General features: G+C 42.1%; 8 protein-coding genes. 1 reads left to right on the top strand and 7 read right to left on the bottom strand.

The genetic code is table 11. The annotated features are described in order from the left end of the window. Positions 1–7 precede the first annotated feature (7 nt). Positions 8–385: a winged helix-turn-helix transcriptional regulator gene (locus tag ASU31_RS18945; protein ID WP_057933851.1), complete on the top strand. Its 378-nt coding sequence runs from the start codon at positions 8–10 to the stop codon at positions 383–385. Between the two features lie 184 nt (positions 386–569). Here the strand turns inward: ASU31_RS18945 and ASU31_RS18940 are convergent, their stop codons facing one another. From ASU31_RS18940 to ASU31_RS18910, 7 genes are all read right to left on the bottom strand, one after another. After that, a complete protein-coding gene (locus ASU31_RS18940) occupies positions 570–2714 on the bottom strand; it encodes a hypothetical protein (RefSeq protein ID WP_209435022.1) in 2145 nt (714 codons plus the stop codon). A 5-nt stretch (positions 2715–2719) separates the two neighbouring features. Continuing rightward, positions 2720–4024 carry a pectate lyase family protein gene (locus tag ASU31_RS18935; protein WP_245224567.1) on the bottom strand — a complete coding sequence of 435 codons (1305 nt, stop codon included), beginning with the start codon at positions 4022–4024 and terminating at the stop codon, positions 2720–2722. Positions 4025–4074: 50 nt separating this feature from the next. Next, positions 4075–5787 carry a RagB/SusD family nutrient uptake outer membrane protein gene (locus ASU31_RS18930; RefSeq protein WP_057933850.1) on the bottom strand — a complete coding sequence of 571 codons (1713 nt, stop codon included), beginning with the start codon at positions 5785–5787 and terminating at the stop codon, positions 4075–4077. A 20-nt stretch (positions 5788–5807) separates the two neighbouring features. Further along, entirely contained in the window at positions 5808–9005 is a 3198-nt protein-coding gene (locus tag ASU31_RS18925; protein ID WP_057933849.1) for a SusC/RagA family TonB-linked outer membrane protein, read from the bottom strand. Between the two features lie 16 nt (positions 9006–9021). Beyond that, the gene (locus ASU31_RS18920; RefSeq protein ID WP_057933848.1) at positions 9022–10524 is read right to left on the bottom strand and encodes a fasciclin domain-containing protein; all 1503 of its coding nucleotides are present in this window, start codon (positions 10522–10524) and stop codon (positions 9022–9024) included. Between the two features lie 194 nt (positions 10525–10718). Then, positions 10719–12473 carry a fasciclin domain-containing protein gene (locus ASU31_RS18915; RefSeq protein WP_057933847.1) on the bottom strand — a complete coding sequence of 585 codons (1755 nt, stop codon included), beginning with the start codon at positions 12471–12473 and terminating at the stop codon, positions 10719–10721. Between the two features lie 23 nt (positions 12474–12496). Beyond that, positions 12497–14050 carry a RagB/SusD family nutrient uptake outer membrane protein gene (locus tag ASU31_RS18910; RefSeq protein WP_057933846.1) on the bottom strand — a complete coding sequence of 518 codons (1554 nt, stop codon included), beginning with the start codon at positions 14048–14050 and terminating at the stop codon, positions 12497–12499. Positions 14051–14057: the final 7 nt, after the last annotated feature.

Here is a 14057-nt window from a genome sequence, read left to right as displayed (position 1 = left end):
CAGTAGAATGAAAACAGAATGTATTAGCGATTACGTAAAACTAAAGGAGGAAATTTATCCTTGCACAGTTAGCCTTGCGATGAGCTTGGTGGGTGGCAAATGGAAGGCTGTTATTCTTTATCATTTAAAGGATAAAGCAAAGAGGTACAATGAGCTTCGTAAAGACATACCATCTGTTACCGAAATGACATTGAGCCTGCAATTAAAGCAATTGGAAAAAGATGGCTTGGTGTCGAGAAAAGTTTACGGCGATAAACCGCCGATAAAAGTGATTTATAACCTAACCGATTTTGGAAAAACATTCAGGCCCATTTTAGAAGCGATTACCGCATGGGGTAATCAGATTGCGATGCAAGAAGGCGAATTTGTTAAAAAACCCTATTGAAAATAACCATTAACGATAACATACTGAAAGTCTAGCAAAAAGGGTTGCCTTTTTAACGAGCAGCCCTTTAAGGTTTTGGGCTTAAGCCCGGTTAATACCCGGCGCCGGACTAATAGCCTAACCTATTCGATTTCACATTCCACACTTCCCATCATACATCTCATCTTACCTATTCCATTCCCTCCTACATCATCTTCTTAAAGCCCTCCCATTCCACTTTCCACGTTCCATCTTTTGGGAAGCCAGGGTTTGTGGTATTATTTCCGTCCCAGCCAGCACACATTAAAGCCACAGCGGTAAGTAAACCACCATTTCCAGGCAAATAAATACGCAGGCGGTCGTCCTGGTAGTTATGGCCATTAATAAGGTAAGTATTGGTTTGTACAGGCATCAGCAAGGCATCAATCGCTTTTTCGGGCATGCCTAAGCGCGTAGCCGTCATGGCCGTCATCGGGAAATCCCATCCCCAGGTATCATTCCAGCTCCAGTCTTTCCAAACCAGATCAAAAGTTTTGCGCATGGTTGCTTTATCCAATAAATTTGTTTCCGGCAGCATACCAAATGCCCCCAATACGGAAGGGTGATCGGTTTTATATTCGGGATTGGTGTAAGAATCAGGCGCACTTTCTGCGGCCAGATACACGCCATTTTGTATCGGTAGAGGTGATAATTTAGTCACCACTTCATCCCATTTTGGGTTCCGTGACAAACCTAAACGCAAACGCCATTCTTGTGCAGTTTTCAAACCCCATTCCCAGTAAGCCAGCTCGTATGTAGGGTTAAAGGTAGTTTCAGCCTTAAAACGCTCTTGGGCGGGAATTAATCCGGGCCCGAGTACATAACATCCTTTTGCAGCATCGAAATGAGCAAACGAAGCCATAAAATCGGCCGTTTTAAACACCAGGTCTTTATATTTTTGCAATACCTTTTCATCTTGATTTGCGCGATACTCCAATTCGGCAAAGGTAATGAGGTGCGGCTGCTGCCAGATCAACATGGCACCGATTGATGAGGGGCTTTCGTTACCTTTATTATCGGTCATTTTCTGCCAGCGTACACCATCAAAACCTTGCACCTGTGCAATTTTCTTTGCCTTATCCGCAACCTTAAAATACCAATCAGTACTTCGGTTTAATAACTCAGGTCTGCCCCATAATGCAAAATGAACGCCATGCCACCAATGCATTTCGAGATGCGGTTTACCAAACCAGCTGTTGTAGGTTAGACCAGTTTCTTGTGGGGGGAAATCGCCCGAACATTGTATTTTGGTGAGGTATTCGGAAAGGATAATCCTGCGTTCGAGTTCAAATGCACGTTTATCAGTACTTCCACTAAAATCGACCGCAGCACCGCTCATCCAAAAGGCTTTCCATTGCTCCTGACTATTTTGTTGGCTCAATGCAAAAGAAGGAACAGCCTGAGTGCTTTTCTGAGGTGAAAAAAGACAACTGAAGCTAAACTGTTGACTGGCTTTATTAGGTGTAATGGTAAAATAATGCGCTTGTTTCTCGGCCAGTTGTGCTTTACCTTTCCACGAAAAGGAAGTATAATAAACTGCAGAGTCAATCTGGCGCTTAATTATAGCACCATCGGCATTTTGGGCCACTAACTGTGAATGGTGTTTGTTGTTATTGCTCCAATTATTTCCTACATCTGCCCATTCGCCAGTAGCTACGGGGTACCTAAGCCTGATTTTTAATCTTCCAACGGCAATTAAAGGCGACGAAACCGATGCGCTGATCAGGTCAAGATCCTGATGCCCAACCGTAGTTACCTCAACAGGAATTCCTTCTAAGGTAAAACTACTCTTAATTTCACCCGTCCAGGGGTTTAAGTTTTGGTTAATGTCTTTGATATCGTTGGCTTTAGCGAGCTGTCCGTTCTTTTTAATCAGATCGAAACCAATATTCCCCAATTGTAAACGGTGTACATTCTGGCGGAAATAATTAGTAGCCTCTTTAGCTCTAAGTGGTGTATTTAACTGTACGGTATAGGGTACTTTGCGGCCGTATTGATCGTAATATTTATAGGCTTCGGTGATGTTAAACTTACCTTCATTTTTGTACGATCCCCATCCCCATTGCGATTGTGTGCCTAGTGGAACACCTTTAGCATAGCAGTCCGGAAAACTTTGCAGTCCTGTAGCATCAACGGTAAAAGCAAATCGGCCATTGCCAACCGATAAGGAAGAAAGGGAATCTATTTTTTTTACGATAACAGTATGCCGCGTCACCAATGCCTCCCGATCAATCTGTGCAAAAACAGGCTTACAGATGAAAAGTATTACGAAGAGCATCAAGCGCTTAAATTGGTTTTCGATTCTACACATACCGCTTATTTTACTAAATCATTTAAATATTGCTCCAGGTTGCTATAGCCATTTGCATTAATTTTCTGTGCATCCATAGCATCTGTCGGGTTTAAGCGTTTTGATTTTTCCCAACCATCCGGAATCCCGTCTTGGTCTGCATCCTTTACGCTTAATTTAACCAACTTCGTCTCTGGTTGTCCCCCGGCATCGGCCTCGGTTTTAAATATAGCACCTTTTGTGCCGATACTTTTTAAATAGCCCATAATACGGAGATCTACTGCATCTCTTTTTAATGAAGAACCCGCTTCTGCCAAAACTGTTTGATAAGCCTTTGCTGCCGAGCTTATTTTAACGCTGCTTTTTGGCAGAAGTGAGGGTTCTTTGAGAAGCGTGGCTGTTTCTTTGATAAAGTCTTCATCAGTAATGAGACGGCCATTTAGTTTTCCGTCCTTATTGAGGTCGGTATAATTATCGCGGTGGTAAACATGATCTGTTTTGCTGAACATGCTTAAAAAACTATCGGTAGAACTTGGTCCGGAGATAAAATAATTAGCTACGAGATCCTGGTAATGATCAGCGCTCGAATGTCCGCCTACAAAACCACTTTTACCCCAGTTGTACACCACATTGTTTATAAATTCGATTTTGGCCTTTGCTTTGGGATTACGGCTCTGGTTGCCTGCGAACAGACAATGATGCATGGTTACATATTCTGGCACTTCTAAAAGGGCACCAAAACGTTGTGGATCGATACTTTCGGCAACCACACAATATTGTAAGGTTACATTTTTGCTTTTTTTAATGTGGAGGTTATCCCAACGCCCCCATTCGATTGAAACATGGTCGAATATAATATCGTTCAGATCATCGGCAACTACTGTGCATGAACCTTTAGACATGTTAATGCTGCCCCTAAAACGCATGTAGCGCACAATGGTCGAATCTTTAAAAGAAACACTATTGCCGTAAATGGTGATACCTTCTTTTGGAGCGGTTTGTCCGGCTATGGTAATTCTTGGCGATACGGCAATTTTGCCACCGATCTTAATAACCCCTGAAACATCAAACACAACCGTTCTGCCCGGTTTACTTACAGCATCCCTAAAAGAGCCGGCACCGGTATCGTTCAGGTTGGTTACATGATATACCGTACCCCCACGTCCGCCAATGGCAAAACGGCCAAAGCCCTCCGCTCCTGGAAAAGCCAGTTGCTGCGCTTGAGCAATATGCACTGTTAAGCCTAAAAACAATATACTAACTAAACTTTTAAAATATTTTTTCACACTATGGTAGGTCATCAACTGACCGGGTTTCTTTCTATTTAACATTTGGTAGATTTTAATTGCGATTTATATATATAATAGGATGATGTAGGATGTTATTTTAATTTAAAGGGTAAATACCAGTTTTCTTTATTGGCCAGGCGCGAGCGTACCAGGGAGGCGGATGCGCCATCGCCTGCGGCTTCGAACTTAGCTGCTATTTTATCAGCCAGGTAATTGGGATCGGTAGATTGCCTGCGCAAAGCGATGCGCAACAGATCTTGCCAGCGGTAGCCTTCAAATGCAGTTTCTAAGGCTTCTTCCTGCATAATACGGTCCTCTACTTCTAAAACTGTATTGGCTACAGTGATTGGGTAATCCTGGTTTACAGCACGCCCCCTGATGCCCGAATTGCGGTACCAGTTGCCCCTGATGGTTCCTCCATCGCCATTAAAATCAAAGGGATAGCTATCAGGTACGCCATTATAAAGTGCTTTGGTACCAAAAGCAGCTTTAATCCCACTGTTTACCAGAGCACCAGCCAAAACCCGTCGATCTAACCGGTTGGCCGCCTCTGCATAACGCAGGTGTAAAACAGCAGCACGGTAAATCACCCAAACCCCTGTTTTATCAAAAGGCGTGCTCAGGCTATAATTCTGCGAATATTTTAATACCTCAGGTTCAATACCATTCACCAAACGGTACGACATATCTAAACCTCTTCTATCGGTTAAACTTCCATCTGTACGGATCTGGTTGTTCCAGTTGCGGATTGATAAGCTGGATGGTTTGACCAGATAATCGCCTGATTTAGAAAACAGTGTAAACAATGGATTGCCCGGTGAAAAGTTGCTGCTAAAAGGTAATGTCCACATCCGTTCCCAGTTGGCAATACGATCGGCCAATGGTGCAGAAAAAATCTTGGTCCATGGGTTGAGTACAGCTGTAGTTTTTAAAGAATGATCCTGAGAGTTGTCATCCCCCACACGGTAGGTATCATATAAGTCGATCTGCTGATCACTACCAGTACTCGAATTGGTACCCGTTTCCATTACATCCTTATAATAACCGGCAGCCTTAAGGTAATTTCCTTTCCAAAGGTTCAGGTCGCCTAAAAATGAGCGGCGCTGGATAAAAAATTTAAAAACACCATCTTTAACGATATACACATCCATTGGCAAAATGAGCGTTGGACTTGCAGCTGAAGTATTCTGGTTTAAATATTCTCTCGGCGTAGCTTCTGTTTCAGCTATTAGGCGACTTAACAGATCTTCAAAAGAGAGTTTAGGAAACTTGCTTTCATCCTGCAGGTCGGCGATGGTGGTTAAGGCATCGGTTACATAAGGTACAGTACCATAATGGATACCCAATTGCAGGTATAACCAGCTGCGCAGAAATAGGATATCGGTATAACGTTGGTAATATTGGGTATTATCCAACAGCTTTTTCTCCCGCATGATGTTGAAGTTCTTCAGGGCATCGTTACAGTTGATAATTACTTCATAAAAAGGTTTTGGATCGGCATAAGGATTATCGGCTGCAACGGTTTGCGTGCCCAGCTGTTTTAAATAATTATTGGCATTGGAGGTTACATCCAGCAAATCGCCACGCAACTCGTTCAAGAGCATGTATTTATCGGCAAGCTTCACAAATTTACCATAAATACCCAGCACGGCTGCATCGGCATCGTACACATTTCTATAGGTTTGCGAAGCTTCTAAGGCATCTTCTGGCTCAATATCGAATGCCTTTTTGCAGGACAGGATGCTGCTCAATACCAGCACAAATAATAAACAGCTGGTAATGGTGATATATAAATTCTTATTCATCTCAATATTTTCTTTAAAGGTTACAAACCGATTCTAACACCCAGGAACATCGATCTAAAGCTGGGTTCTAAACCTATATCTACGCCTCGGGCAAATACGCTGCTTCCGGCACTAAACTCAGGGTCGTAACCCAGATAATTAGTCACGGTAAATACATTATTGGCAATGGCATAAACGGTTGCCGAACGGATAAAACTGGCTTTTATAGGCACATTATAGCTTAATGATATTGTTCTCAGTTTCAGGTAAGAACCGTCTTCGATCCAACGGTCAGAAAAGCGGCTATTACGCGATGGATCTCCCCACGAAGCACGTGGCACATCGGTTGCCTGTCCATCAACACGCCAACGGTTTACTGCCGCAGGGCTTTGGTTATTGTAACCGTTCATGTTTTCTAAAATGGCACGTGTACTGTTGTAGATCTCGTTGCCATAACTAAAAGTGAAAAGAGCATCTAACGACCAGCGTTTGTAACTCAGTTTGTTGCTATATGCGCCAACAAAATCAGGATTTGGATTACCGATCACCTGGCGATCTCGCTCATCAATAACTTTATCACCATTCAGGTCGGCAAACTTCATATCTCCTCCCTGAAAAGGAATAAAAGCACCGTCGGCAGTTTTATTGCTCAGGCCCGAAGCAACAGCTTCAGCAGCTGAAGTATATACCCCATTGCTTTTATAACCATAGAATAAATTGGCTGCATCACCGATCTGAGTGATAATGGTAGCTCCACTATATTGTGTAAGTAACTGATCGTTTCCACCCAACTGGCTAATCTTATTCCGGTTTAAACTATACGTAAGGCCCATGTCCCATTTCAGATCCGTTTGATTTATCAATCTACCGTTTATTGAAAGTTCTAAACCGCTATTGCTCATGCTACCGCCATTACTTACGGCATAACTGAAGCCTGTTGAAGTTAACAACGGTTCGTAAATCAGCATGTCGCTAATCTTGTTCTGGTAAAGATCTAAGCTGATGTTTAATCTTTCCTTCAAAAAGGAAGCATCCACTCCAACATTTAATTTGGCATTACGCTCCCATTTTAGGGCAGTATTGCCAATATTTCCCCTAACCAATCCCTGCCGGCCTAAAAAATTCTGCGATACATAGTACGATTTGGCTGTATAGTTGCCAATATCATCATTGCCGGTTAAGCCATAACTGGCCCGCAGTTTCAGACTTTCTATAAAGTTGTTATTAGCCATAAAACTTTCTGACGAGATCAGCCATGAGGCTGCAACAGATGGCATCAAAGCCATTTTTACGCCATTAAAATTCAGTACGTCGGGTATATCTTTACCAAAACGCGAAGAAGCATCGGCGGCTATATTGAACGATACGAAGTACTTATTGTAAGCTTCGTAATTCACATTAAAATAGTTGTTCAACCAGTTCCATTTACCCAAAGACCCACCTACCACACGTAGCGTACTTTGCGTACCGCCCAATGTCACGAAATCATCACTGGCCGTATTAAAACTAGCGCCGTTATCTACTTCGGCACTGCTGTGCTGCAACCTGAAGCCTAAGTTTGCACTTAATTTACTTACCTCATTTAAATCTTTATTGTATGACACCCAAGTATCAGTATTTACCGTAAACAAACGCTGTACACCTGCTGCAGCCTTATTGTAACCAACTGCGGTGGGCAATAAAACCGGGGCAATACCCAACATGGGTGTAAAATAGTTTTCGCGCACTTTATCGTACGTAATACCTACGAGCGCATTGGCTTTAAAAGTTTTATTGAACTCATAATTAAACCCGACGGAACCTGAAAAACGGTAACTGCGGTTAAGTGCCTGGATGTTTTTAATCGCTGCGCTGGGGTTACTTGTACCAAATATGTCGGTATCGGCAAGGTTTGGCGATTGAACACCAGTTTCTGACAGCTCAAAAGGAGAAAGGAAAGGTGCTTTAACCAATGCCAGGTATAAGGGGTTGGTGGCATAAGCCTGTCCCTGATCTCTTAAGTTCTGCTCGCTACGGGTAAAGGCGAGGTTTACCTGCGATTTTAATTTAGCCGAAAGATTCAGATTGGCATTAAAACGGGTTTGGTAACGGGTTAAATTGGTACTATCGGTTAAACCATCGTTATTCAGGTAGCCGAGAGATAAAGCATAAGTAGCAATATCATCGCCTCCGGTTACTTTCAGGTAATAGTTCTGACTGATGCCGCTGCTCATTACCTGATCCTGCCAGTTAATATTCTGATGATAATTGTAATAAGCAGGATTCGGATTATCATTCATATAAGGTTCTGCTTTAATCAGCGCATCGGTCATACCCGGTTTGGTTTTAAGCAGATCAGATAAGAAAATGCGGTAATTATCGGCTTCCATTACAGGTAAAAGACTTACTGTACCATTGTAACCTCCATATGCCGAAAAATCCAATCGAGTGGCCACATCTTTAGCCCGGCCAGTGGTAATCATTAATACACCGTTAGCACCTTTGGTTCCATATACCGATGCACCATCTTTAATGAGGGTAATATTGTCAATGTCTTTAAGGTCGATGTTAGCTAACCTGTTATTTTGGTGACCAGCGATAATGGAGCTCCCATACGTATTTACATCATAAATTACACCATCAACCACAATTAGGGGTTGGTTAGCCGCATATAAAGAATTATACCCGCGCAAGTAAAGATCGGCACCAATATCTGGTGTGCCTGATCTTCTAAGCACCTCTAATCCGGCAATTTTTCCCTGCAAATAAGAATCTGGTGTTTCGTTGCTACGCTCCCAGCTTCCGTTCAGGTTTACCGTGCTAGCCGAGTAAGGTGTGCGGTTCTTTAAAGCAGTGCCAAATGGCAATACTGCAGCATCGTATACCGAAACGTAACGTTCTTCGAACAAGGCAATCTTGCTGATCGTTTTGCGCCCTTTAAGTGCTTCTTCTTTAGATTGATAACCTTGACCCGAAATCACCAGCACTGCATTGTAATTGGGTACACCGATTTTAAAATTTCCCTTTTCATCTGTAAGTGCAGCAGCATAACCTGTTACCGAAACGCTGATACCCGGCAATGGCTTTTTACTCGATGCGCCAATTACCACACCACTCACCTGCGGTCCGGTAGGCCTTTTAAATTTGATTACCGTGGTGCTTACCGAATCTTTCTCTTGAGCCAACAAAGAGTTGTTCAGTGCAAAGAACAATAAGCACGGTAAAATTCCTTTGATAACCGTTTTTGTATAGTTGTACATAAATTCTTTTAAGGGCTTAGTTAACTGGTTTTAGTTTGATATAATCTAAAGAAAGGGCAGTTGGTGCGGTACTTGATGCGGCTAAAGATGAAGCCAGAAAAGTGTACAGCGTTCCATAAGTATCAGCAGTATAAGTGCCTAAATAGACTTCTTTATAGGCATCGCGGTAAGCATCACTACCCTGCGCCAAACCAATTATGGATGGTACGGAACGGTAACCTACAGTCGCCAACGGAAAAAGTACGCTACCAAAACTTCTGCTGGTATTAAAATCTACTTTCATGCTAATTGGCGCTACCAGGATATCGTTTATCGCTCTCCAATACACTTCGTACTTCACTGAATGAACAGTGGATTTGTAACGATAATAATAAAGTGGATTCGGACTAGAGGTAATACTACCTGTTTGCAGATCGGTGAAACGTTTACCTTGTGGATCATTTTTAATCCTCGCCAGTGGGTTGGCAGGCACACGTAACGAATCGGGCATTTCGCCCTGAATAACAACCGTTGGGATTTTATTCTCCATCAGTTTATAACCAATGTTATTTACCACATAGGCAATACCATTGCTTAACAAACGGGTTTCTACAATTGCGCTTTTATCTAAGTGAATTTTCACTCCGGTAACGGTAGTCAGCGAATCGGGTAATTCATTTAATCCATATACCTTATTTACAACCAGATCTCTTACTACACTCCACTTGGTTAAGGTATCGGCATAAAGTGCATTGGCATGCTTGTTATAGGCAGCCAGTTTATTTTGCTCAGCGGTAAAAGCAGTATTGTTTAAAATGATGTACGTCATCAAACTATCTTCGCTGCTGATATTGGAAATGCGTTGAAAATACCTGTTTCTGATTACTTTAAAGGTTGTACCTTCCTGGTAAACGCCTTTTGTAGTTACCGGATCTTTGTACAGCAAAACACCTTTGCTGGTATCTACTTCTTCCTGCTCCTGGCTTTTGATGAAATCTTTCTGCAAACTCGCGGTACTTAGGCTTTGCAAAAACTCCCAGGCATTTGCTTTGGGCATTGATGCGGCATTTATAGTATGCAAAACGCCATTTTTCACGTAAACATCAGCCTGATTAATATTTGCTTCTTCGAAAGTAGTTTTGGTGAAAATGGTATTCTTGCCATTTAGCATCCTGATCACCAGCGATGGCTTTGGTGCTGTGGTAAAATAGCTCTGATTGGCAATATAGTTCCCCACCAGACGCTTTAAAGCAGCTGTATCATTTACCACAGTAGGATCTATGCTTTTTAGCGCTTCGTTACTGGGCGCCCATACCGTAAAAGATTTAGACGATTTCAGCACAGCGTCGTAACCTGTTTTTACCACATATGAAGTAAAAGTACTCAGGTTGGCATCGTTACTGATCTGCTCAAAAAGGGTCCGGTCTAATCTTTCGATATTGATCTCTGTGTGGTCTTTCCATGCATCCTTACAGCCAGCAAAGGCTAAACAGGTGTATAGAAATAGCAAAACAAAATATCCTGGTTTAAAATCAATCATTTCGGTTGGTATAATTTTTAAATTTTATTTAATTCCTCTCTTATGGGGAGGATCATAATCGTTGTCAGTCTGAGCTTGTCGAAGACTTCTCAATAGTCCAAAACAAAAGGCATCTGTCCTTCGACAAGCTCAGGATGACAATATTTTTTATTATCTTCTCTTAAGCAATCGCAGTAGACATTGTGGTATTTTCATTATGGCCTTAGTATTTTAGATCCATCAACATTGTATTTCCAGTATTGCTGGTCGTCGTTAACCGGAATAATGTGAATCATATCGACATTATTGGTGGCCTGCGAGCCGTTTATGGCTTTTAAACGTAACCAATAACGGCCTGTTTGTGGTAAATCTGCAATGCCCATTAATTTTCCAATCTGTGCGCCTGCCGTACTCGACATATAGGTTTTAAAACCTACAGCTTCTTCTGCATCAGCATCAATCACCGTTACCCCATTTACTACTTTGTTTATTCCCGGACGTTTTACCGTAAAGTTTAAAATGCGCGAATTTGATAAAGGAGCTCTATCAGTAGTGCCATCCAAACCAATACTGGCCTGAACCTCGGTAGTGGTATTCGATTCGGCCTGTGCATAAATACATACCCAGATTTTATATTTTCCTTTAATCAGCAACGGCGTTCTAAATTCCACCCATTCTGAGGTATTTGATGTTCCACCGGTAGCCAGCGGGATAACTAAAATATCTTTGTTGTACGAGTTGGTCGAAGTTCCGCCACTGCCGTATCTATAAATCAGCGATTTGGTTGGATCTTTTCCTTCTTCTCTTCCCGAGAATTTAATTTCGGTTAAAGCAGCGGCCTCATCGCCGGTAAAGAAATAATTGTTCTTTTTATAATACTGTGTATTCTTCAACATTTCGGGAAAAGCACAAACATCAAAATCAACCCTGAATGGTGCGCGTACTTTAATATCGAAATGTGCAGAAGGCTGATGTACTACACCATTGCTGGCCGTAACATCACTTTTATCGCGAAGGAGTGAAAAACCAGGTTCGTAAACGCCATTAAAGGTATCATCATTCATCAATACGGTTTCGCCAGAAAGCTTTGAGGTTAAAACCTCCAAAGGTGCTAAAGTATTGTGCGCACTGGCGGTAATGATATCGGCTAAATACTTGGCATCATATAAAATGTGATAGTTTAAAAAAAGCTGTAAACCATCTGTTGGCTGTGTTACATTTCCCGTAGCCGAATATTTGGCTTTTAAAGCCGCATAACTGTTAATGCCTGCTGCAGCGAGTGTGGCATTACTTTCAGGAATTACCGTCAAAAATTTCTGCTTTTCGTCTGGATTATTGGCAGGAAGGATGTTCAGTTTATCATACAGACCACTTTCCCGGAGCGCTTCGGTAAAAATCGAATAATCAGGATTTGCGGCAACGGTTTGCGCAACGGTTAAAGTAGCCGGAGTTAATACATGATCGATACTGTGGATCAAACCATTCCCTACTGAAATATTAGGCTGGATTACACTTGCCTGCCTGTTGATACGGATTTTCGTCACTCCCGAAATCAGCTCGGAAGAAGTGGTTAAATATTGACCGTACATGGTTAAATTGAAAAGCTTACCATCGGTAAACCTCGATGTGGGTATAGAATCTTCAAGCAGATGTAAACGGATGAAACTCTTCCAATCGGCAGCAGAAACATCGGCTACAGCACTTTTCCCTTTGGTTTGCAGATAAGCTTTAATGGCCTCGTTGCTTGGTGCAAAAAGTGTGTAAGATCCATAAGCATTCAAAAAAGAAGCTGTTTCGGAGATTTCGAGGATCTTTGACAATTCTGAAAACTGATCAGGGTGATCACTTAAATATTGGGTCATATTTACCACATTTGATGTCCCTTTTACTACCGAGTCTTTACGACAAGCCCAAAGACACATAAATAAACTGCATAATCCCAGCAGCACTATTTTAACATTCTGTTTCATAGCTTTATTTTTTTGGTTAGCAATTATTGATAAAATGAATTTTGAACAAGCGCCTTGTTTGTTTGCAACTCATAAGAATAGATCGGAAAATAATGACTTCTATGATCCCGGTATTTATTAATTACCGTTTGCTGTTTACTTGGTTGTGCACTGGCAGAAACAATGTCAATCAGTAGTTTTTCGTTTGCGTAGTTACCTCTTTTGGCATTACGCAGAATATCGTACCAACGTTTGCCTTCGAAAGCAAATTCGCGTGCCCGTTCTTCAAATACATATTGCGAAACATTGGCCGTTAACGCGGGATCGGGTATTTCGATAAATTTATCGGCTACAAAAGCTTGTGCATTACGGGCTGTCCTGATTTGGCCAACCAATTCAATGGCCTGAGTTCCGTTGGCACTGTTACCAGGTGCCAGCCAGGTTAGCGCTTCTGCTTTCATTAATAACACGTCCGAATAACGATAGGCAAACCAATGGGTGAAAGAAGTAGCTGCCGTTCTGAAATTGGTGAATTTGCAGATGGCAGAATTGGCTTCGAACATCGAGGTACCATTTCCGCGGATATCTTTATTGCTCAGGTTAGCCAAATCTGTTCCGAACAATCCACCTTCTGCAATCCAATCTGCTGCCCTAAATTCCCTTCCGGTTATGCCAAACATGGGTGCAAAGGGATTAAGCTTTTGGTTATCAAACTGAAACTCAAAAATGCCTTCTACTGAATTCCCGTTAAAGTATACCGTATTGTAAAAATCGGTCTGTTGGGTGCCATTAGGCAGCAGCCTGTATTTGCCCGATTCGATTACCTTGTTACACGCATCGATACTTTTTTGATATTCTTCGTTCCATAAATAAGCATCAGCCAGTGCGGTATAAGCAGAAAATTTGGTCATTCTGCCCCGATCTTCGGCCATACTGCCATAGGTTACCTGTCCGTTTTCGCTGCCAAACAACAAATCTTTAATTACCTGCTGATACACTTCCTGCTGGGTATTTTTGGCAATAGCGCCAATCTGCGAATCGTTATAAGTGGGTTCGAGTTTAAGTGGTACTTCGCCAAACGAACGGAGCAGATAGAAATACATTAATCCGCGTAAAGCATGGGCTTCGGCTAAATAACCGTTCAAAGCCGTTTGCGTTAAAGTTTTATCCCTATTGATTACCTCTGGTGCAAATTTGATTACGGTATTGCAATAATTGATGGTTTTGTATATGGCCTCCCAGTTTACCAATGTGTTGGTAGAGGCAATCTGGGTGCGCATAATATCAAATTCATCCCTCAGCAATCCACTCAGTTTCGATTCGTCATCATCGGAAGAAATTTCTAAACCAGGCACCACCATATCGGCACGGAGCTCGCCCCAAATAAAAAGGTATTTGGCCAAGGGTATATTGCTTCCGCCTAAAAGCGAGGCATAACAGCCCATCACCGCAGCATCAAGCTGTTCTTTGGTTTGCCAGTATTCATCGCGGATTAAACCGTCCTGAGGTTTTAAATCCAACCATTTCTTGCACGATGTTCCAAAAACACTAAGCAGTGTAACGAAGACCAGTAGCGTATATTTAATTTTTCTGTTCATGGTTAAT

The sequence above is a fragment of the Pedobacter ginsenosidimutans genome (assembly GCF_001442625.1).
GTDB classification, from domain to species: domain Bacteria; phylum Bacteroidota; class Bacteroidia; order Sphingobacteriales; family Sphingobacteriaceae; genus Pedobacter; species Pedobacter ginsenosidimutans.
This window is presented reverse-complemented; position numbering and strand designations above follow the sequence as displayed.